Origin of the sequence: Sphingobacterium sp. HMA12 (assembly GCF_002933815.1) — a bacterium.
Taxonomy (GTDB): domain Bacteria; phylum Bacteroidota; class Bacteroidia; order Sphingobacteriales; family Sphingobacteriaceae; genus Sphingobacterium.
In genome coordinates this window covers 44458-67191 of the sequence record NZ_BEYR01000004.1, presented here as the reverse complement: position 1 = coordinate 67191, position 22734 = coordinate 44458, and the positions used below count along the sequence as shown (strand labels likewise).

The 22734-nt window shown below is 41.5% G+C and carries 19 protein-coding genes; 13 read left to right on the top strand and 6 right to left on the bottom strand.

The features are described 5' to 3' along the window. The first annotated feature begins 533 nt into the window (after positions 1–533). The 3 genes from HMAT_RS19395 to HMAT_RS19385 are packed head-to-tail and all read left to right on the top strand — an operon-like array spanning position 534 to position 2238. A complete protein-coding gene (locus HMAT_RS19395) occupies positions 534–977 on the top strand; it encodes a response regulator (RefSeq protein WP_104384528.1) in 444 nt (147 codons plus the stop codon). After that, complete coding sequence (locus HMAT_RS19390; protein ID WP_158656010.1) at positions 964–1800, top strand: AraC family transcriptional regulator; 837 nt, start codon at positions 964–966, stop codon at positions 1798–1800. Before HMAT_RS19395 ends, HMAT_RS19390 begins: the two co-directional genes overlap by 14 nt. Positions 1801–1830: 30 nt before the next feature. Next, the gene (locus tag HMAT_RS19385; RefSeq protein ID WP_104384526.1) at positions 1831–2238 is read left to right on the top strand and encodes a hypothetical protein; all 408 of its coding nucleotides are present in this window, start codon (positions 1831–1833) and stop codon (positions 2236–2238) included. On the opposite strand, the gene HMAT_RS19380 is transcribed toward HMAT_RS19385, so the two are convergent. From HMAT_RS19380 to HMAT_RS19370, 3 genes are all read right to left on the bottom strand, one after another. Further along, positions 2233–2853 (bottom strand): helix-turn-helix domain-containing protein, encoded by a 621-nt coding sequence (locus tag HMAT_RS19380; protein ID WP_104384525.1) that lies wholly within the window; start codon positions 2851–2853, stop codon positions 2233–2235. The two genes, HMAT_RS19385 and HMAT_RS19380, sit on opposite strands and share 6 nt — an antisense overlap. Before the next feature lie 440 nt (positions 2854–3293). Further along, positions 3294–5126 carry a fimbrillin family protein gene (locus HMAT_RS19375; RefSeq protein WP_158656009.1) on the bottom strand — a complete coding sequence of 611 codons (1833 nt, stop codon included), beginning with the start codon at positions 5124–5126 and terminating at the stop codon, positions 3294–3296. A gap of 80 nt (positions 5127–5206) precedes the next feature. Next, entirely contained in the window at positions 5207–5374 is a 168-nt protein-coding gene (locus tag HMAT_RS19370) for a hypothetical protein (protein WP_158656008.1), read from the bottom strand. Between the two features lie 1169 nt (positions 5375–6543). Between HMAT_RS19370 and HMAT_RS19360 the strand changes: the two genes are divergently transcribed. The 3 genes from HMAT_RS19360 (at position 6544) to HMAT_RS19350 (ending at position 9334) form a co-directional block, all read left to right on the top strand. Further along, positions 6544–6729 carry a hypothetical protein gene (locus HMAT_RS19360; protein WP_104384521.1) on the top strand — a complete coding sequence of 62 codons (186 nt, stop codon included), beginning with the start codon at positions 6544–6546 and terminating at the stop codon, positions 6727–6729. A gap of 41 nt (positions 6730–6770) precedes the next feature. Beyond that, positions 6771–8366: a hypothetical protein gene (locus HMAT_RS19355; RefSeq protein WP_104384520.1), complete on the top strand. Its 1596-nt coding sequence runs from the start codon at positions 6771–6773 to the stop codon at positions 8364–8366. Positions 8367–8509: 143 nt separating this feature from the next. After that, positions 8510–9334: an AraC family transcriptional regulator gene (locus HMAT_RS19350; RefSeq protein WP_104384519.1), complete on the top strand. Its 825-nt coding sequence runs from the start codon at positions 8510–8512 to the stop codon at positions 9332–9334. Between the two features lie 418 nt (positions 9335–9752). Here HMAT_RS19350 and HMAT_RS19345 read toward each other — a convergent pair whose 3' ends face one another. After that, positions 9753–10550 carry a tyrosine-protein phosphatase gene (locus HMAT_RS19345; RefSeq protein ID WP_104384518.1) on the bottom strand — a complete coding sequence of 266 codons (798 nt, stop codon included), beginning with the start codon at positions 10548–10550 and terminating at the stop codon, positions 9753–9755. Between the two features lie 382 nt (positions 10551–10932). Here HMAT_RS19345 and HMAT_RS19340 point away from each other — a divergent pair, with 382 nt between their 5' ends. The 7 genes from HMAT_RS19340 to HMAT_RS19310 all read left to right on the top strand — a co-directional run bounded on the left by HMAT_RS19340 (position 10933) and on the right by HMAT_RS19310 (position 20535). Continuing rightward, complete coding sequence (locus tag HMAT_RS19340; protein WP_233789467.1) at positions 10933–12909, top strand: nucleoside-diphosphate sugar epimerase/dehydratase; 1977 nt, start codon at positions 10933–10935, stop codon at positions 12907–12909. Between the two features lie 184 nt (positions 12910–13093). Next, on the top strand, positions 13094–14149 hold the full coding sequence (gene rfbB, locus HMAT_RS19335) for a dTDP-glucose 4,6-dehydratase (RefSeq protein WP_104384517.1): 1056 nt from the start codon (positions 13094–13096) through the stop codon (positions 14147–14149). Positions 14150–14151: 2 nt separating this feature from the next. Next, positions 14152–14706, top strand: a complete 555-nt coding sequence (gene rfbC, locus HMAT_RS19330; protein WP_104384516.1) for a dTDP-4-dehydrorhamnose 3,5-epimerase — start codon at positions 14152–14154, stop codon at positions 14704–14706. 85 nt (positions 14707–14791) lie between these two features. Then, entirely contained in the window at positions 14792–15649 is an 858-nt protein-coding gene (rfbD, locus tag HMAT_RS19325) for a dTDP-4-dehydrorhamnose reductase (RefSeq protein ID WP_104384515.1), read from the top strand. Between the two features lie 23 nt (positions 15650–15672). Then, positions 15673–16533 carry a glucose-1-phosphate thymidylyltransferase RfbA gene (gene rfbA / locus HMAT_RS19320; protein ID WP_104384514.1) on the top strand — a complete coding sequence of 287 codons (861 nt, stop codon included), beginning with the start codon at positions 15673–15675 and terminating at the stop codon, positions 16531–16533. A 473-nt stretch (positions 16534–17006) separates the two neighbouring features. After that, complete coding sequence (locus tag HMAT_RS19315; RefSeq protein WP_104384513.1) at positions 17007–17615, top strand: response regulator transcription factor; 609 nt, start codon at positions 17007–17009, stop codon at positions 17613–17615. Positions 17616–17700: 85 nt separating this feature from the next. Then, a complete protein-coding gene (locus tag HMAT_RS19310; RefSeq protein ID WP_104384512.1) occupies positions 17701–20535 on the top strand; it encodes a TonB-dependent receptor in 2835 nt (944 codons plus the stop codon). Here HMAT_RS19310 and HMAT_RS19305 read toward each other — a convergent pair. Beyond that, the gene (locus tag HMAT_RS19305) at positions 20532–21950 is read right to left on the bottom strand and encodes a hypothetical protein (RefSeq protein ID WP_104384511.1); all 1419 of its coding nucleotides are present in this window, start codon (positions 21948–21950) and stop codon (positions 20532–20534) included. The genes HMAT_RS19310 and HMAT_RS19305 overlap by 4 nt on opposite strands. Continuing rightward, positions 21925–22728: a hypothetical protein gene (locus tag HMAT_RS19300; RefSeq protein WP_158656007.1), complete on the bottom strand. Its 804-nt coding sequence runs from the start codon at positions 22726–22728 to the stop codon at positions 21925–21927. Before HMAT_RS19300 ends, HMAT_RS19305 begins: the two co-directional genes overlap by 26 nt. Positions 22729–22734: the final 6 nt, after the last annotated feature.

Here is a 22734-nt window from a genome sequence, read left to right as displayed (position 1 = left end):
CGTACACTTTTTACTAATATCTGAGTATAAAGTTAATAGTATATACGAATTAGTCTAATTCAGACTACAATTTTACTTAATCAAATATACCATTTTTATTTTAAATGCGTGCAAACGATTCTGTTAAAAATAACCACAGAATTAAAAAATTGTCAAATCATTACCTAAATGCATACTCTAATAAAATGTTTAAAATTTATCTATCTGAAAATCAGTGTGAAATATATTTTTTCTAGTCTGAATTAGACTAATATTATTAGCCCAAGTGGTTATTTAGAAAATGTTTAAAAAACCATACAGTACCATGATGATGAAAGCCAAGCGCAATTATGTACAGCCAAAAGTTGAGGTAATACTTGTCGAATTGGAGAATTGTTTTGATAAAAATTCTTCTGGGCACCGCGGAAAAAAAAAGACAAAGGAATTGTAACAAAATGTCAAATGTTAAGCTGGCGGAAATGAAAATACGTCCATATTAATCTTTTGATGGTTTGGATGTAGCCTCTATAGTTTAATGTAAAAAATGAATATACATGGAAAACAAGATGAAGTTGATCTTTGCGGATGACTGCAGGCTGCAGCAGAAAATTATTGAGCTGCTTTCAGCGGAACTTGATCTGTTCGACCTGCAATTTACAGCGGATAACGGGAGTGAATTGCTCCGGTATCTTGATTCTTGCAAAGTACTGCCCCAGATCTGTATTTTGGATCTGCACATGCCTGTGATGAATGGGATAGATACGGTGCGCGAAATGAGGCGCAGATTTCCATCCATTAAAGTATTCGGGTATACGGCTACAGATAGCCTGATCGAAATAAGTGATTTCAGACGGAACGGAGCGCTGCAGGTTTTTTCAAAACGCAACCCGAAACAAATGTTGGTGGAAATTTGCGGTTATGGAAAAATGGGGGCGCAATACGAGCGGCCCGTCATTGTTAGAAAAAGCATTTCAATCGTTTCGCATGATAACTCCTGATCAATTTGGCAATATCACGACTACCGGCTTTCAGTTCTTCAGTTTTCGGAGCAATCCTGATCTGGGCATCGAACAAAACGGGCGGGATTTCTTTACGATAATCAAGACTTTCGAGCCGATTGATATCATCATTGAGGGAGAAAGATATCATCTTGGAACAAATCAAATGATTTTTGTTGGCCCAGGTAGGTCCATTGACATGTCAAATGTGCGTGGCGGCAAAGGTTATCTGCTTTGTTTCACTGCCAGATTTTATGAACGTTCGGTTGAGGATAGCGCTACAATCCATTCGGCATTGTTTTTTGGGGAGCGCCCAGTTCTGTATCATGATTCCTGTTTTGGCGAACATGTTTTTAACCAGCAGATTACGAGCCGTCTCGCTAGGGCACGTAGGCAAGGGGAGCATATCTTTGATCTTGTTGCACATCACTGTGTAGAATCGCTTTTACTGGATGTGTATCATGAGGTATCCTCGGGCGATGACATGTCACAGCTCAAAAACACAACAGATATTGGCCTGGTAAATCATTTTTCGGTGTTGATTCATAAACATTGCCGGGAGTACACCTATGTACAATTCTATGCCGATCAGCTTCATGTTACTGCGCGCAAGCTAACGGATGTATGTTTGGCGGTGACTGGAAAAACTGCCAAATCGATGATTTTATCCGTTTTGGTTCAGCAGGCTGTAAGGTATATCAAGCATACCAGTCTATCTATTTCACAGATATCCTATGAAATGGGGTTTAATGATGAATCCAACTTCCGGAATTTTGTGAAAAAGCAGACAGGCCATATCCCACGTGCACTACGAGGAAATTAGTTGAGATGAAAATCTAAAAAATTATATCGTATGAAAGTTGGTCGGTTATTTTTGATCGTGCTTGCGTTGTTTTGTGTGCTATTGAATAGCAGGGCCGCCATGGCGCAACAAGCTTCATTGACAATTCGTTTGGGTACTTTTATCTCGGTCGGTTGGATTCCGGATCATGTTAATTTTTCATCGGGTGATGCCCGGGCAATTGCTGTGGATTCTTTGGCTATTATGGCTTTGGGGCCATTTGAGATGCTTGTCATTAGCACGGGCTCCGATTTCAGGAAGGGAGCTGATAGGGAAGAAGCTGAAAATAACAATATGATATTTGGCAACAGGTCGGCCATACCATGCGATAGGGGTGTTAACGTACTAAGTGGACAGCAGCAGATAACGCTTCCGCTTCAATCTCGGGTAAATACTTTTGTTTCAATAACTGCTTTATAGCTGTTGAGTTTCGTCCACGGACTTAAAATACAAGAAAGGCCTTCTGCTGATGCTCCCTTTGCATTTGGGTCTAGGTAGGGGTTTTCGTTGCAACACTTCGCGGCCCACATATTTTCGTAACAAGCTATAGATCCTTTCGGTGCTAAAATTGATGTTATAATTTTCCTTAAAATCGTCGACCATCTGTTCGAGTGTCCGGGGTTCGGAAAAATAATCCGATGCATAAACGACATAAGCGATCAGTTCGCGTTGTCGTCGCAGGTCTTCATTGACCGCTTCATTGGCAGGGTCGATTTTTTGCTTGAGGAGTAAGTTTTGCTCCTGAGCCGATATGGTTTCTTTAAAAATGTGTAAGTCTGGAAGACTGTCCATATCTATGGCCAGCGTTATTTTTGGATTGAAAAAATCTGCAAGAGAAATAGAAAATGGGCGGCATATTTTTGCGACATGTTCAACGGTGATGGTGAGCGTTTTATTGTAATGGCTACGCAGCGGTCCTGCCGTTAAACCGGTGAAGCTGGCGAGACCGTTGAGCGAGAGTCCCGTCTGATTCATAATCTCCGTAATCCGTGATGAAATCAATATGGCCAATGCATTGTCTGTAACTTTTCCCATTTTATGATCTGAAAATGATATCCTTTAGCGCAGCGGATCAGTTGTCCATCGCGTTACCTCGATCAGATGCTAGGCTGCCGGTATTTTAAGAAGTTTCAGGGGTAGATCGTCAGCTTCTTATGTTGCAGAGACTGGCAATAGCTGATGTGTATTTTGAGGTAATAAGCTGGCTATCAGTTGTAAAAAAATAATGGAACGAACGCCTTCGTTCCATTTTATCCATTAATATTATCAAGTCGAACGCAAAAAAAATGACTTGATGGTTCAAAAGTAGAAAATATAATTGGAACTTATCGTGTGAAAATTGACGATAATCGTGTTAAAAAATGTGAAAAAGAATTTTTGTAGGGAGTCGGCTACAATAAAAAAAGGCGGCTAGGTATTACCTAGCCGCCTTCTGATATAAGGTGTTAAAAATACTTTATTGTTCTAGTATTGTTTTAGTTTGCACGTACGCAACGAACGTTTTTGAAAGTAGTTCTAAGTAGGTCCAGTCCTAATAATTCGACATTTAAAGCTTCGGCTGTAGTTGAAGCCTTAACGAAAGGAGCTGTAGGTAATGGAATTCCTATGATACTTGCTCGTGTTGTAAAAGCATGGTAGCCATAGTAACCAACTCTTGTTCCTAAAAGATTCAAAAGAGAGCCACCTAGTACAGGGGAATCTGTCCAGAAAGCAGCGGACGTATTGTAGCTGTCACCAAGGATATCTATATTCGTTCCAATAATTCTGAAACCTAATAGATCTGCATTAAGTGTTGATAGTCCTAATCCTAATAATCCTTGTCCGCTAGATCCAATCTGAGAAAGTAATGCCGTGTTAACAATCTGTCCATTATAAAAAATGCGCATATTGTTAGAGTTAGAAGTCCCGGTTCCGAAAGCATTTGTTCCAGTAGTACCGCCAGCAGTGATACCATATTGAGCATGATTGCCACCATTAGTGCCAACTGTCGATCCTGGTGCGGGGTCTGAGGCTCCTAATAATGTTCCAACTAGGTTTAAAACATTGTTTAACACGCCTGATGAAGATGTTAACGTGCTGACCTGAGTGCTAGTAGGTTGTTTCCAAAGTCCTTGAGGGTATATTCTTGTACATGGATCTCCCTTTTGTGCAACAGTGGAGGGGAATCGTGCAGCGACTAAAGAACCATAGGAGAAATAGCCATCGGCTCTACTCCTTTGCGCATTCGTTGCATAAAATGCGAAATTACGGATTGGATCGCTGCCACCTCTATCATATAAATTCGAACGGCTCCACTTGACAGCATTTGCTCCTGTTCCTGTCGTTAAAGGTGATTCAACAACATTTAACAATAAGTGGTGACTTTTTCCCAGTTCGGGTGTAATGGAAAAATTAAAATCTGTAGCTGAAGCAAAGTATGTACGAGCTAAGCCACCATCCACATGGTTAATATTTAAGTTTTGTAGTGTTACTTTGATAGCGCTTTGTGCGGTAGTAGAGGCAGTATATACGTATGCGATTTTGGCGTCGTTATACAATGGGTCAACATTTTTGAAATCAGCATAACTTAGTGTTGGTGTAAACGTAGCACCTGCGGTTACCGCACCTGTCAATAAATTAATGCTACCTGTTGCAAGGTTTAATCCGGATACAGACACCGATGGATTTCCGGTGATATTACCGAATACACCGATAGTATTCAGTTCTATGCCAACACGCGAAAATGCATGATTAAAAAGAATGTTAATGTTTGAGCTAGTTGCTAAATCAACAGTACCTGAGGCGTATAGAACATCCTTATTTTGTGGAAGTGCAATTTCTCCACTAGTTGGTGTTGACGATGGAGCGTCATCTTTAGAATTGTAGGAAAGGGCTACCCATTTGTAAGAGCCAGCTGGATCCAGTCCGTCAATTGTTCCTGCTGTGCCTGATTGTAATTCTTCAACTGCAACAAGGCTATTCCCAGAATAAATATACACTACATATTTGGTGTCTTGTTCCATATTCTCGGTAACGCCAGGTACCGCATCGGCAGCTGTGCCATTTGATCGTGCTGCACTGTTTATAGTAGTCTTTACAGGAACATCGTTGTCTGTTGAAACGGCCATATCAACATCGGAGAAAGAATAAATTTTGCTCTGTGCTGTCTTATTGGTTGAGGAAGATGCAGCGCGTTTTACTCCTGCATCGTTGTTGGTTTTAATACCGCCTACCGAAATGGTTAATTTGTTGCTTTTTGTGTCAACAATTTCTTTTGAATCTTTGGAGCAGCTCGTTATTAACGTCGCCGGTATTGCAAGCATTGCCATTGCAACAACCCAGTGAGCTCCTTTTTTTTGTAGAAATTTCATTTTGTGCTTTTCTGTTTTGTTAATAATTACAATACTTCCTAAGATCCTTCACCGTTATTGGTTTCATCTGCTCCAGCTCCCCAGCCACTCGATTGTGGAGTCGCGCCTGGTTGAGCTTGTGAACCTGCAGCAATGCCTTGCTCAAGCTCAATTACGTTCTCCTCAATGGACGGAGCAACGTACATTTTTTTTGCGTTCTTATTCATGATAATATTATTTGGATAATCCATGCTATTACTAGCATGGGGTTTAAAATTTAATGGACAATTTAATGCTTCATTGTTAAAAATTTAAAAATTAACGTTTTGATAAGCAGCTTGTCTCTGCGTACAGACAAGTATTGTGGTTATCGCTGCGTCAATTTTGATATAATATTCCTATTAGTGCTGTTATAAATTTATATATGTCTACTACTTTTTTCTAGTTTGGCTAAAACATAATATGTTTTCGGATTGTAATATTACGACTAAATATCAACTTGTGCAAAAAAAAATTGTAAATTATTTTGTAACATAAAATTCACTTGATATTTAAACATGTTTCCTTTTCATGACTTTATTGTTTGCCTTTTTTGCTATAACTGTCTTTTAATGTAAAATTGAAGTGTTTTTAAATACTTTTTTACCGCATTATATGACTGTAATACTCTGCTTGAACAAAGTTGTTTCCCTTTTGTTTTAAACTTGAATAATTTTTTTCCGGTAAATTTTTGTTTTATAATTAAGATGTTTGAACAGGTAGTTCCTTTATGGTGCATTCGACCAAGTATAAGTTATAGTCTGTTTTATTTTTAAATTCTGTTTGGTATTTTTAATATCGATAATCAATTTCTTAATAATACTCACTTCTATTTGAAATAAAATATTTGCCATTATAACGCATTGCATCTTTATTGACAAACGGTAATAGTGCTATATGTTTGTTGTTTTAGAAAAATATATATCGATTTAGGCTTTTTGTTTTTTATTGTTGTTTTGTGTTTTTGTTTTCATAATAATTAAAGTGTTTAAGCAATCAATGAATTTTTGATTCCCGATTCAGGTTCATAGGTATACCTCTCCTTTTAAGCCGCTCTAAATACACCCAACTCTTTTTCTTAGCCAAGTTTCCGCAAATTTGACTTTAATTCTCATGGAAATGTCATGCAAATAACTCATTTTAAGTCGGTTTGTAGTGCTTTAGCTACAGGAAAATAAACATCGCCCGAATTTCTTTGGCCCCTTTCAAATATTATCTACTTTCGTGCACCTTCTGATTTGGAAGTGTCATATTATTCTATTCTAAAGATCTTGTTATTAATTAGATAGTATTTTTTTTATAGTGTGTACAAATTACACAAACATAAATTGCTTTAGAACATTTAAAAATATAAGAAATGAAAACGAACACAAAAAATTTGGCTAACCAAAATGGCCGTCTTCCTTATGAAGCTCCGCGTATGAATGCGTTACATGTAGAATTGGAATACAGTGTTGCGGCTGGTTCAACACAGGGTTCTGTAAATGGTTCAATGACAGAATCTTGGCAGACTGAGACGCAAAGTCAGGATTTAGATTGGTAAAAACGGGGATCTCATTATTTAGTGATATAAACAATTATTTTATGAACAAGTTTACAACAAAATTCGGGTTAACTTCTCTCTTGGCATGCGTAATCTTTATCTCATCTTGTAGTAAAGATAATAATAACGTAGCCATTCCAGATGGACCAACCGTACGTTTAAATATAGGACAGGCATTTGCGCCAGAAGGTCCGGTAAAAGCGGCTTCAGTTGGCCGTTCTTATGCTTCGGCAACACAAACAGTAGAAATCCCGTTTGACAATCAATATACATTGGTGGCGACGTTGACCGCGGAAACAGCAGCGGCTCCGAGTTTAAAAGCATCTAACCGTGCGGCTACCGTTTCGACAGGCACTGATCAGAAAAAATTGAAACAGGGGACTGTGTATTATGTGGCAATTTTTGATGCAGCGGGTGACTATAAGGAAACAAAAACGTTTACGCAAGGAAACAGCGCACAGGATTTTGCGATCGACAAAGGAAAATATACTTTCGTAATTTATGCATCTGGTACCAACAAGACATTGCCTTCCATTGCTGCTGGCGCGAAGCTGAGTACCGTGAATTTCGCTGGTCTAACTGCTGATAAGGACTTGATGTTAGGTCAGGTGCCATTTGAGGTTAAAGATGGACAGAATCTATTGAATGCTGATTTGGCGCATTTATTTACACAGGTGACATTGAAATTTGATGCCTCCCAGTTGGGTTCCGTAAGCAGTATTGCAGGCGCAACTATTGCTCCTTCCAATGCAGCTGTTGATGTGGCGCTTACAAATGGTGCATTAACCTTCACTGGGGCTGCAAATCCAGTAGCGTTCAATCTTAAAAATACAACCGGAAAAGTAATCAATTCGGATTCTACTTTTATCACAACGGCTGCTACAGCAAATGGTACAATTGTACTGTCTGGTGTTTCGATCGCCGGAAGTGCTGCAAAGAACTTGACAAAGGCGGGCTGGAATCTTAAACCGGGCGTAAAATATCAGTTGGATATTACATTGAAGAAACCAATTGACGTAAATATTGGTGGTAGTACTTGGGGGCTTGGAAATTTAGTCTATAATCCAAGTACGGGCAAGTATGGCTTTGCAGAAGCGAATAATGCAGCCGGCGATTATTTCTTTGCTGATTATGTGTTGCCGAAATTTATTCCGACATCCAATACAAAAGATCCTTGGATTTACCAAACTCCTTCAAGAGACAGAAACGGTGCGGCAGGTGACCCTTGTAAATTGGTAGATGGTAATACTTGGAGATTGCCAACTGAGCAGGAGGCTAATGCATTGGTTCAAAGGACAAACCCAAATAGCGCTGAAAATCGTCGGAGCGATGCTGCGGCTAGGTGGGTAGATACATTTAGCGGTAACGCTGATGGAAAAATGGGAATGTTTTATGGTGTATATAATCATCCTGGGGCGGCAAGGGACCAGTATTTATTTATGTTATTTGCAGGTCAATATAGTACTTCCAATGCGTTAAACGGTGAAAATAATAAAGCTTATTATTTAATTACGGCTAATGGTGGCGGATACAAAAAATTCGAAATGGGTGGAACGAAAGGAAGTATCGGTTGGGACTGTCAGATCAGTGGAATTAATTCGGGTGATGCCGTGCAAGTACGTTGTGTGAGAAATTAAGGACTGAAATATATTTGGATAATGAAATTTAATGGAGACGTCTTCCCTTTTTGGGAAGGCGTTTTTTTTCGTTCCAAATTATTTGTTAAATTCGCTTGGCCTACGTTGCTGTTTAAGGTGTTATTTTCGGATAATTGGAAATTATGGAATTTGGAGTTCATCGTGTGATCGGGATAGAGCGGGAGGATTCGGCTATTGCTGATGCAACGGCAACGGACAATTATACGGTTCTTTTTGTGTCGGCAGGTGGCTGCCGGATTCAGATTGATAAAAAAATGATTGAGGTAGATGAATATAGTCTCGTCCTGGTGCCACGGGGAATTAAAATAGGGTTTGACCCGGAGGAGGCGCGGGCTTTTTTAATCATCTATTTTTCCGATAATTTTTTTGCGCGTACAGACATCGATGCTTCCTTCATCCGCAGTTTTAAATCATTTGACAGACGGCAATATACCTATCAGGTACTCAGTGTTCCTCAGGAATACGCGACTTATTACGAATTCGTCGGACAGCAGCTCAAACTCTCCAAGCAGAACTATAACCAGGCTATCTATCGTGATCTGGCACATAATATTGTGAAGCAGGTGGTTTTGCTCGCGGCTATCTATTTGGAAGAAAAAGGACCGGGTGAGCTGTTGGGATATAACATGGATTTGGTACGTCGCTTTCAGGATCTTGTAGAAAAAAATGTAAAAAAGGAGAAACGGGTGATGTATTATGCCGATCTGCTCCATATTGGCAGTAAAAAACTGACCAGTTTAACAAACGAAGTGCTTGGAATTACGCCAAAAGAAGTGATTACGGGCGAATTGTTGCGTGTGAGTAAACAATCATTGGCTGAATCTTCGCTCAGTATCAAGCAAATTGCCTGGGAACTGGGCTATACCAATGTAAACAACTTTAGCACGTTTTTTTTGAAAGAAACTGGTACAACTCCTAAGGAATACCGAAAAACCTGGCAACAATAAGTCTACTGTTTTGTTGCGTATGGTACATGTCTCCACCCGAATGAATTCAATCTTCCACGTAGGGCAACAACGCTTTTATTATTGAATAATTAATAATTGCTGTGGCTACAGGGCTACAGAAATACCCGGCCTCCTGTTTTTATACTTTTTAGGCCGAAATTCATACTTTTCGCCTTCTTTGATGCCGTATTTTTGTATCAATACAAATACCCTACACCCCTATGAAAATCATAAAAATACAGGTGTCATCGGATACCTGCATTTTTATGTTTATACCACCCGTTACTTGCCAATGTTATATTTTTTTTAAGCGGGATAAATACTGATCTTGTAAGTCGTCCATTGCTGAAGAAAGTGAAGTCAAAAAAGGTCAATTTCAAAGGTTTGCGCTGTAATGGCACCATTAACCTGTATTTTTTTAGCCGGCAATGCCCTGAGATTTACTGTTGTTGAAATGGTCCGCTAGGCTTTGATTCAGGATCGGGGAAGTTTTTAACATCTCGCGCACCGGATATTTTTCTGCGATTTTCTGTAGCGCTTCGAGATGCCGCTCATGATGCAGGTCTGTGCCCACAAAATCATACATGCCGGATTTTAATAAAGTCATTGCAATTGCTTTCGCATCAACGCCATAATATCGGCTGAGCGAGAGTAGATTGAGCTGCAATAAACAGCCCGCATCCTTAATCTGTTTGTAAATATTGAAATTGCTATGGTAATAATTGTAACGTTCGGGATGCGCTAAAATAGGTTTGTAGCCAAGTTTTTGTATATCCAAAATGGTATGAAATAGTGTTTTGGACTCGGATAGATAAGACATCTCGATCAGCACATATCCACCGGGTATAATGCAGAGTTCATCCTGTTGAATAAGGGAGGTCAGACCATCATCAATCATGTGCTCGGCTGCTGCAAAAATCGGGGTGTCGTTTCCAATATCTTTCAGACCACTGATCAAGGCAGTCTGTGCCTCTTCAATTGTAGATTTGGTATTGGGGTGTACGCCGGCCATAATATGCGGGGTACAAATAAATTTCTTCAATCCCAATTTTTGTAAAGCCTGAATATAGCTTATTGAATTTTTTACTGAACTGCTTCCGTCGTCAATACCGGGCAAAAGGTGATTGTGCATGTCTACCTCCAAAAACTCCAGCTGGGCCAAAGGTCGGACGGATGACGACTTTTTACGGTTGAATATATTGGTAAAAAAATTCATAATAGCTGATTCAAGTATGGTTTTGTCTGTCTTACAGGATGTTTTACAAACAATATGCCAGTTTTGACGTTTATGAAGAAGGATAATGTAAGGAAGAATAGATTTTGTTGAATAACAATAAATTCTAACGGCCTTGTGTTGGGGATTTTTAATTTTTATTGCTGTTTGTAATATTTTCGGTATAATAGTTGCTTACTCCACGATGATGCGAATAGAACGTATGTAGCACCTGCTGTTATTGATATTTTAAGTAAAAAGACCAAATAATTGTTAAATTTTAAGTATCTTGGTCATCTTTTATGAAATTGAAATAAGCCATATACGTTGTATAGACTTCAAGAAGATACGACGGTATAGAAATAAACTAAAAGAGAAGAAAGCTATGATGGGATCTCTATGGGATTTAAGAAAACGGTTGCGGAAGGATAATCCTCGGTGGGTCATTTTGCTGATTGATATGTGGTTTGTATTTGCAAGCTATGTGTTTTCAAACTACGTAGTCAATAATTTCAGAGGGGTCTTTGATGTGGCCCTTATGTTGAAGAAACTTGTACTCGTTTTGCCGGTGTACTTTGTCCTATTTTTGTGTTATAATACCTTTAGGGGGATCGTGCGTCAGACAGGCATTCGGGATACCATAAAAATATTTAAGACTGTCACGTCTGCCTATATCGTCTTGATGTTGTTGACACTGCTTGCTAAAGCTATTTTTGAAAAGGGAACATCAGCGGGCGATTACCTGCGTCTTTCGTACGGGGTATTAACGATGCAGGCCTGTATTTTAATGGTGATCATGGTCGGGGCACGTGTGGTATACCGAACGATTTTTGAGTATCTGTTCCTGCCCGCACGAAAAGGTGAAAATGTACTGATTTTTGGAGCTTCACGCCCGGGGCTGGTGTCTTTCTCCCTGTTGAAAGAGGATCCCCGGATCAAGTACCAGGTCGTCGCCTTTGTAGAAGATAAGGTATCACGCATCGGAAAACGCCTTGCGGGATTGAAAATCAAGGATATTACTGAAATTACCAAGGAGTATATCAGCAAACACGAAATTACCCAGGTGATCATTGCCGTGGAAAACAATGATCCCGAACGCTTGGAATATGTCTCAGACTGGTTTCAGAATATCGGGCTTGAACTTAAAATTATGCCGCCAGCACGGATCTTACTCAACTCCGGTGCAAAGCGGGAGATCCGCCCTTTAAAAATTGAGGATTTGCTCGGTCGCAAGCCTATTAAGCTGGATCACCCTGAGATTGAGGAAGAGATGAAGGGCAAAGTGATTCTGGTCACTGGGGCCGCGGGGTCCATTGGCTCGGAGCTGGCCCGTCAGATTGCAAGACGTTATTATAAAAAGCTGATCCTATTGGATCAAGCGGAATCTGCGCTGTACGATATCCAACAGTCGATCAAAGCAACACAGCCTGAACATCTGCATTGCATTGTGGGTGATGTCCGCAACTATGCTTTTATGCAAAATATATTTGCACAGTATAAGCCGGATCTTGTTTTCCATGCTGCGGCGTACAAACATGTACCCTTGATGGAGGCCAATCCTTACGAATCCATTCAGACAAATGTACTCGGAAGTAAGAATGTGGCTGATCTTTGCATGCAGCATGGTGCAAAGAAAATGGTAATGGTTTCTACGGACAAGGCCGTCAATCCAACCAATGTAATGGGGGCAACCAAACGAATGGCTGAAATCTATGTAAGTAGCTGTAGCGGTAGGTCTGAAACTAGTTTTATCATTACGCGATTTGGTAATGTGCTCGGTTCAAATGGTTCGGTCATACCGCTCTTTGAGAAGCAAATGGCAAGCGGTGGTCCATTGACCCTGACGCATCCCGAAATTACGCGTTTCTTTATGACCATCCCTGAGGCTTGTCAGCTGGTGCAGGAAGCTGGTGTGATGGGGAAAGGCGGTGAGATATTTGTCTTTGATATGGGCAAATCCGTTAAAATAATGGATCTGGCCAAACGAATGATCAAACTGAAAGGTTACCGCTATCCCGAAGATATCGACATCAAGCTTGTTGGTCTGCGCCCGGGCGAAAAGATTTATGAAGAGCTTTTGGCTAATAATGAAAATACGGTAAAAACTCATCACCCGAAGATTATGATTGCCAAAGTAAAACACGATGAACTCACCCTAAAAGCCGAACGAATCAATGCCGTATGCCAGCAGATTGTGGATGCGGATCAGCATTTGCCGGATTATATGGAATTGGTGGCAGCGATGAAACGCATTGTTCCGGAATTTAAATCTCAAAATTCGGAGTATGAAGCTTTGGATAACAGGATTGAACAGGAGTATAGTGATGATGTTCCCGTTTATTCACTGATTAAAAAGGCATAACCTGACGCTAAAGAATAAATACGAAAAGTCCCATTAATGGGATTTTTTTGTTTGTTATGCTTGCTCCATCGATTAAAACTTGCCAATTCGCAAAAATCAACCTAATTTTAGTGAATTATTTAATTGAGGTAATAATTTTGGGCAGGTTAACCTGAGTGGTATTCCGTCGATAACCGAGGCATATATGAATAAAAAAATCTTAATCACAGGAGGCGCAGGATTTATTGGATCCCATGTCGTTCGTGAATTTGTTGTAAAGTATCCACATTATCAGGTTATTAACCTGGATGCCCTGACCTATGCGGGCAATCTGGAAAATCTAAAAGATATCGAGGATCGTCCGAATTACACCTTTGTCAAAGCGGATATTACGGATCAGGCAGCAATAAATGTTGTTTTTGAACACTATCAGCCGGATGGTGTGATTCACTTGGCGGCAGAATCCCATGTCGATCGCTCCATTGCAGATCCGACGGCATTCGTGATGACCAATGTGATCGGGACAGTCAATCTGTTGAATGCTGCTCGTGCAATCTGGAAGGATAATTTTGAAGGAAAACGTTTTCATCATGTTTCTACGGATGAGGTGTTTGGTGCGTTGGGAGAGTCCGGTTTTTTTACGGAAGACACCAAATATGATCCGCACTCACCGTATTCGGCTTCGAAAGCGAGCTCGGACCATTTTGTCCGTGCCTATCACGATACTTATGGATTGCCGATTGTGCTGACCAACTGTTCCAACAATTACGGGCCCAATCATTTTCCTGAAAAACTGATTCCGCTGTGCATTCATAATATTTTACATGATAAGCCATTGCCTGTATACGGAGACGGAAAATATACCCGCGACTGGCTTTTTGTGATTGACCATGCCAAAGCGATTGACCTGGTTTTTCATCAAGGGAAAAATGGAGATTCGTACAATGTAGGTGGCTTTAACGAGTGGCAGAATATAGACCTGATCAAGGAGCTTTGCCGACAAATGGATGTCAAATTAGGCCGGGAGCAGGGGACGGCAGCTTCGCTGATCACCTTTGTGAAAGACCGTCCGGGTCATGACCTGCGTTATGCAATTGATGCAAGCAAAATCAATACAGAGCTGGGCTGGAGCCCGTCAGTAACTTTTGAGCAAGGCCTGTCACTGACAATAGACTGGTTCTTGTCCAATCAGGAATGGCTGGATCATGTGACTTCGGGCGACTATCAGCACTATTATAATAATCAATATCACGGCGCTTAAATATGAAACATACAGAAACGAAATTATCCGGTTGTTTTATTTTGGAGCCTGCGATATTTGAAGATGAAAGGGGCTATTTTTTTGAATCCTATAATCAAAACAGACTGGCAGCCATATTAGGTTATGATCCGCATTTTGTGCAGGATAACCAGTCGAAATCTCAATTTGGCGTCGTGAGGGGATTGCATATGCAAGCCGGAGCGCATGCGCAGGCGAAATTAGTCCGTGTATTGGAGGGTAGCGTACTGGATGTCGCTGTTGATGTTCGGCCCGGTTCCCCTACTTATGGACAGCATGTTGCCGTGGAGCTCTCTGCGGAAAATAAAAAGCAGCTATTTGTACCGCGTGGATTTTTACACGGATTTTCAGTATTGTCCGAGCATGCGGTATTTGCCTATAAATGTGACAATAATTATAACAAAGAAGCGGAAGATGGTGTAGATCCACTGGACCAGCAACTGGCGGTTGACTGGCAAATTCCGGCAGAACAGATGATCTTGTCCCAAAAAGACAAAGAGGCACAAAGCTTCGCGGCATTATCCAATAAATTGAAATAGTAAAATAGCGTGCCTGAGCTGCTTAAAAGCTCCTGCTTGAAGGAGATAAACGGATCAGGATGCTTGAACCATAAAAAAGATTTTGATGAAAATCGTCATTACCGGTGCTTCCGGACAGCTAGGATCCGAATTGTATGAATTATTGGTAAATGATACCGAAAAAGAGTGCTACTTTTTGGACCGTAAGCAATTGCCTTTGGACCAGATTATGCTGATCCAGGATATTTTGGCCATGTATCAGCCCAATTTAATTATTCATGCCGGCGCTTATACGGCCGTAGATAAAGCCGAGGAAGAACATGAAACAGCTAATTTGGTCAATCATTTGGCCTGTGAGGAGATTGCACAATACTGTCGCCTCCATAGCGCCAAGCTGATCGCCATTTCAACGGACTATGTGTTTGATGGTAATTCTGCCATTCCGCTAGCCGAAGATGCACCTACAGCACCGATCAATGTCTACGGTCAGACCAAACTTGCCGGGGAGCGCGCTATTCAAAAATGGTGTCCCGAGGCGATTATTATCCGGACATCCTGGGTGTATTCTGCATACGGGAAGAATTTTGTCAAGACGATGTGCCGTCTAATGGCCGAACGGGGTGAAGTAAATGTAATCAATGATCAGATCGGTACGCCGACGTATGCAAAAGATCTGGCGATGGCGATTTTGAAAATTGTCGATGCACCGGATTGGAAAGCCGGAATCTATAACTACAGCAATGAGGGGGAGATATCCTGGTATGATTTTGCTGTAGCAATACGGGATTTCCGTTCGTTTGATTGTCAGGTAAAGCCAATTCCGACAAGTGCATACCCCACACCTGCGCAACGGCCAAAGTATTCACTGCTTGATAAGTCTAAGATTAAAGCGGCCTTTGATGTAGCTGTACCGGAATGGGCGTTAAGCCTGGCTAAAATGCTGGGCGAGGAAATTAAAAATTAAAAAAATTATTGAGCTGAATACAAATGAAAGGAATTATATTAGCCGGTGGATCGGGAACCCGTTTGCACCCTTTAACGCTCGCCGTGAGTAAGCAATTAATGCCCGTTTATGATAAGCCGATGATATACTATCCCTTGTCTACATTAATGCTGTCGGGAATTCGTGAGATATTGATTATATCGACTCCACAGGATTTACCAAACTTTCAAAAGTTATTGGGCGATGGTTCTCAATTAGGCTGTCGCTTTGAATATAAGGAACAGCCAAGCCCCGATGGTCTCGCACAGGCATTTATATTGGGGGAAGAGTTTATCGGGAAGGACAAGGTCGCATTGATTCTTGGCGATAATATTTTCTATGGCTCGGGCCTATCAAAGCTGTTGCAGTCGTGCGCGAACCCTGATGGGGGTGTCGTATTTGCTTATCCTGTACAGGATCCTGAACGTTATGGCGTGGTGGAATTTGATGAAGCAAAAAATGTAGTTTCTATTGAAGAAAAACCAAAAATGCCTAAATCCAGCTACGCTGTTCCCGGTATTTATTTTTACGACAACGATGTCGTTGCAATTGCAAAAGGCATCAAACCATCCGCACGGGGAGAGCTGGAGATTACCGATATCAACAAAGAATATTTACGTCAGGGCAAATTAAAGGTCGGCATATTTGACCGCGGTACGGCTTGGCTAGACACGGGGACCATCCAGTCACTGATGCAAGCAGGACAATTTGTACAGGTCATTGAAGAACGGCAGGGAATGAAAATAGGCGCGATCGAGGAGGTCGCCTATCGCATGGGCTATATTGATAAAAAGCAATTGTTAGCTGTTGCACAACCTCTGTGCAAATCTGGATATGGTGAATATCTGAAACATATTGTTAAATGACAAGTTTATAGGAAGCATATATCCGAAATCTATTTATAAAGTAGTCCTATGGTATTGATAATGTTTGTCCTGGATCTGCTATAGGATGTTTTTTTTTGCCGTAATTCAATAAAATAAAAAAGAAGACCTTGGTATTCTTTAAAAAATAGCTATAATTGCGTATAATCCATTTTATTAGACGCAATTATACCTTATGAAAAGTTTCAATTCGCCTTCTTGGCGAGCTCATTTATACCTTATCGCGATTTTACGGTCCATACAGAAGTCGTCTTATATCGAAAAAAATTTCTAATATATTTATGATTTTTTCTTTTATAAAACAATTCTTTTCTAGTAGTTGTTTTTAAAGAGATACAAATACGATAAAACCCAATCTGGATTGTGTTCGCGGAATTTGAATTGACACGGGGTGGCCTCAGAACATGATATCAGAGCGTATATGACTGATTATAATACAGAATAATAACAAGGACATGATTACTGTAGGCATCATAGATAGTGACGAACACGCGAGACAAGAAACGCAGCGTATACTTAACGCAAAGAATAAAGTAGCGGCAAATCAGATCGAAGTTATTTTTGATATCGGCAAGGGGCGAGTGGACCGAGCTATGGCTGCACCGGATGTACTGATCCTGGATATTGAACACCAGGAACCACTGATCGTCGAACATGTTAAAAGTATTTTTCCCAAAACTGAAATTGTGATATTAACCAATACCTGTGATGTCAAGACTGTACGTAGTTGTTTTAGACACGGTGCCGTCGGATATCTATTGAAACAAACCTGTATGGATTCGCTTCTTTCGGCAATTAAGATTACCTTAAATGAAGGATCCTTTGTGAGTCCGGGTGTAAATAGGGCCCTGATCGAACAAAGTTTTAAATCAAAAAAATTTGAAGACCTGCTTACCGCACGGGAACTCCAGATTGCCAATGGGATCATCGAGGGATTGAGCTACAAAATGATCGCTCAGAAATATACCATTTCATTGGATACCGTGCGGATTTACATCAAACGAATTTACCGAAAGCTCCAGATCAACAGCAAAGGCGAACTGATCGCGCAATTGACAGCCTAAGATTTCGTTACATGAAGATGTGACGCCTTATATTTTAATCTCATGGAATTTAGCCTGACTTTTATGAATATTTGAATCGTATGCTATGCCAATAAGAAACCGCTGGATTTTCCTGTTTCTTTTCTGCCATGCTGTTCTTCTCTTGTCCAAAGCGAAAGGTCAGCAACAGTACGATATTGTGTATTATTTTGAACGTGATACGATCCAGATTACATCCGCACAGACATTCTCCAATAAGTTAAACATCAGTAACCATACCGATCGATCAATTGAATTAAGACCTCTGTCGGCGAATACCGCCGCGCTTCGGGGCTTAATAAAATTACCGGCTTCAATTATTTTAAAGGCCAAAGAAACAAAATTTTTTCCGCTAAAATATATCGCCGACCGCCAGACGATTGCGCAGGGGATACAGGCTTTTACGATCGGATTGGAATCGGATGACCCATCCGTAAAAATACAGCCCCCCCAGTCTTTTTATACGCAGTTGGAGATGGAACAGTCTTTCCTGATACAGACCGAACAATCCGAATATTACCTGGATCAGGCCACGGGGCAAACACAATTTTCAGTACGCGCTGTCAATCGTGGACTGGTACCCCTGACTGTTCAGTTGCGTTTTCCTAATCTTTCTCCTGACCTGGAGATTATCGGTGAGACACTGCCGTTCACACTGGTCGCAGGGGGGCAGTCTTTGCTGACTTTTACAGCCCGTTTGCGTAAGAAAAATATAAATATGGATTTCGATGTTGATATTCAGGCGGTCGAGGGCGGCGGTAGCGTATTGGCCTCCAATCGTATCCGTATGATGACAGTGGGTAGTGTGAAGCGTTTCTTTTCCAATATGAATCTGCAAAACCAACCCCGGGACAATAGAGCGGCTTTACGTTATATTAATATGGGGCAAGATATTTCGGTTTACCAGCTACAGGGAGATGGCAAAATTGATCTGAACAACAAAGATAGATTGAGCTACCGAATGAATCTCGATTATTATCAAGATCAACGTACCTTTAATCTATACGATACCTATCTGGATTATGATACCGAAAAGTGGGGGGTGAAACTGGGTAATATTTATGAAAATCTCGATCAGTTTATCAATGGGCGCGGTATCAAAGGGACTTACAAATTCGATAAACGGCGTTCCCTCAGCCTATATGCAATCCAGAACAATTACATGTTGTTTACAGAAATGGATAATCCGATTCCGGGTGGGGAAATTGTTGGCGTTAAATATGCCATTCAAACCGAACAAAATCAGGAGAACAGCATGGCCTTCTTACATAGCAATAATGATTATCGTGGCGTCCGCAGTGGTCTGTTCAGTGGTAAAGGTTTTATTGATCTGGGCAATAATAATAGCCTTTTCCTGGAAGGAGGAACGAGCATCGAACAGGTTGAAAGTGGAAATAATAGGCTGGCGGTAGCGGGGGGCATAAATTACAATACCTCTTTTGGCAACTATCAGCTTACAAGTGTCAATTATTATAGTTCACCGTACTATGTGGGACTGCGGAGAGGTCTTACCCAAACAGATTCACGCATAACCTTGTCACTGGCCAACGATCGAAATCTTTCTGCCCGGATCAGCTATATGGATAATAATCCAAAATACCTTGCTGGAGACAGAAACTATTTTTTTAGCAATGCTTCGAGGATACAGATCTATGAGTTGGGCTACCATACTGGCTTTGGAAAACTACAGCTTGATCTCAGGCCTTATTTTATGGCTCAACAGGGTACCTATCAAAATTGGTGGGGAATTGCAACTAATCCGACAAACTGGAAGTCGAATTCCCTTCGCACAGTGGCAGATCTCAATTTTTTTACCCCAGGCCACCGGTTCTCGCTGCAAACGGATTATGGATATACCTACAGGAATACTTCCAATAGACCTATTGCGCCATTCCATTCGGTCCGAATCAATGGTAATTATACACATACGTTTTTTGGATTTAATACATTTATTCAGATCAACCCGTACTACTTAAGTGATCTTTTAGCGACTAGCGCAAATTCGAATTACAGCATTTACTCGTTGGGCCCGAATACACAATTTTACGCCTTTAATAACCAGCTTCATGTGCAGCTGTCGACCATATATAGCTATTATGGCTTCTCCCGAAGTAACAATCTCTCGGTGAATGGCAATGTCCGCTGGCAGATAAAAGAAAACTGGAATCTGACGGCCGACATATTTTACACGGCAATAAGCGGAAAATCATTGTTCCTAGTCGATCCGAATTTACCGCCTGACCCTAATCCGCTGAACCGTTATTCGTTTAATAATAGGCAGATTCGCCTGGGAATAGAAAAGAATTTTGGCCGACGGGCCGGACAGAAAGGCCATAAACTGGAACTGACTTTTTTCGAAGATGACAACAATAACGGTAGCAATGATGTCGGAGAAACCAAAGCTGGGGCCGTGCTGGTGCGGGTTGGCAAGGAAGTAGCGCAGACGGACGGGAATGGGCGTGTGAAATTTGTTGATATGGGGGTTGGTCCTTATTTGGTACAGGTGGAGAATAGCAAGGGTTGGGTTTCGCGGGGGCCGATAAATGTATTGATGACTAAAAACCAGCGGCTGGAAATTCCACTGATAAAAACGAGACCATTAAAAGGGCGCATTAAGGTCGTTGATAATAAGTATCTAAAAACAAGGCCGCAACTTGGCGGAATAAAAATAACCGCGGCGGATAGCCAAGGGAAGATCTACAGTACATTAAGTTCAGAAAACGGCGATTATGTGCTGTACCTTCCATTGGGAAATTACAGCATCGCTGTTGTTACCGAAGGAATGCCTTTCTCAATCGAAAATCAACATTGTGAAATCGAAGTAAAAGCAGATACGGATAACATAATTCCTGATTTTAATTATCGGGATGAGCGCAGAAAAGTAGGTGTTAAGCGCTTTTAAGGGGCGACGAAGCTAAAAATAATATTGGTTGTATAGGCGCCGGCAGGTTTATTGAGCAGTGTACCTGTTGCGCTGGCGGGGATGCTGTAAAGAATATTGAGATTACGGTCTATCACAGGATCGGCATTCTGAATGAGCTGCTGAGCTGTCGTGGAAAGTGTAACGGTATTCATGCCGCTCTGACCTGCCATAGGTCCAATGCGCAGTACATTTAACGGAATACTGTTGGCTCCTGAGGTAAAACTTGCCGATGTAGCGCGTACGTAGAGATTGTAGGAGCTTGTTGCGCTAAGTTTTAGATGATTCGACATATTGACGTTAACCCCATTTTTATAGTCGTTGGCAGTTGTAAAAGACAAGTTAACAGCCTGCTGATTGGCAATGATTTCAGCAAGATCACTCACAACAACGGCTAGATTTCCGTTTGACTGAGCCAGTAGACTGCCACTGGGATACGCTGATGATAATTTGTTCCAGGTGTAGGTTAATGGAACGGAATAAGTACCTGCCTGTATAAAATTTGTTTTCAGCTGGTTTAATCCAATGCTATACGTATAGGTCAATGATTGACTGTTGTTTGTGGGCACAGCAATGCCGGCCGTATTGGTTAAGGATTGATCCGTTGTGGATAAAGCTACAGCGGTTGTATTTGTTATCCCTGTTAAAGTCGTATTGACTGTTGAAACAGAGGTAACAGGTAAGGCATTATAGGTCGCAATGGTGCTGAAGCTAAATTGTGTATTTCCAGTTTTGATACTTGGAATGTAGGGGACAGTGGTCGATAGGGGTATAACAGTATTGCTACTAATGCCGTTGGCAGCACGATAATAGCTCAGGTCATTGACCAGCATACTGGTCGTACCAATACTGGCCGGGGGGCTTATAAAAGCCGGGACACTGATGGAGAGATCCTGGCTGGGGGGCGTGATGGTACCGCCTAAAATACCGGAGGCAGTAAGCGATAGCGTAGTTTTGTAAATGCCTGAAACCCATGTTTGATTGGCGGTAACAAAGCGTGAGTTGATAATAACCGGACCTGCAGAAAGACTTACGGTAGCCAGCGCACTGATTAAAACTTGATCGGCTGTTGATAGCGTGACATCATTACTTGAGCCGAGCAGCGAAAGATTGTTGATTTTTTCCAGTTTAAGGTGTGCTACATTTAAGGGGACTGTTCCTCCGCCTGTTGTGCTGACAAAACTTGTGTTGTTAATTGCTTTGGTGCTGATTGTTGGGAGCAGGGCAAGTAATGTAAAAGAATATTGTCCACCAGTAAAACTTTGGATGTAATCGGTACGTCCCTGAATGTTCGCTTCTGGCAGGCTAATAGTGACCTGAGCCCTAGCATGGGGTATGCAGTGGCTTGTGCCAATCAGTAAAGCAGCGAGACTAATATGTAATTTCCTTCTCCGCAATTTTTAAATCATATTGGCTCCCCGCATCGAGTATCGCAACAGCGAGGTATTGGCCGGGGGCAAGTTTATGGGGTAGATCTACGCGAACCCATTGTTCCGACTCGGGAAGCATGGCAATGGGCAGTGCATCAACGGGGGTTTCTTCCCCGGTTGCTATATTGGTCAACTCAAAACGTACATAAGCATCCTTGTTGATCTGGCCTGTGTTTCTAACCTTGACTTCCATTCGACGGAAGGCTTGCCCTTGCTGAACAGTAATAGCGCCTTTATCTTCAAAAGCAAGAAATTCCAGATCACCGGATTTTAATCCGGTTGGCGTATGATAAACCTGGATGCCGACCTCAATCAAGACGTTCATATGGAGTCCATTTGCCTGCGCAGCTTTTTGTTCTTTAACCTGTGTAAAGAAAAGCATGCTATGGCGTTGCTGTTTCGTTGCCGGATGATCCGGAATGGTCATGGAAAGATTGACCACTTTTGTTTCCCCAGGAGCCAGCTGGACGGTATTTTCAGATAAGGTAAGCCAGGAAGCATTTGACCCGGTATTATTCCCTGTGGCATAATACTGCTTACTGCCCAAGGAGTCGCGGTCCCAATCTTTCAGATTTGCGACGAAGGATAGCGCGCCGGTAGAGGTATTACTGAACGTAATGGCCTGACTGACGGTCTGTCCGGCTTCGCCGGTGAAAAATATCCGCGAAGGTGAAATGGAAATACCCTGGCCCACGGACAGGGTATTGCATATCAGGATAACAAATACGGCTAAAGAATATCTCACGAATAA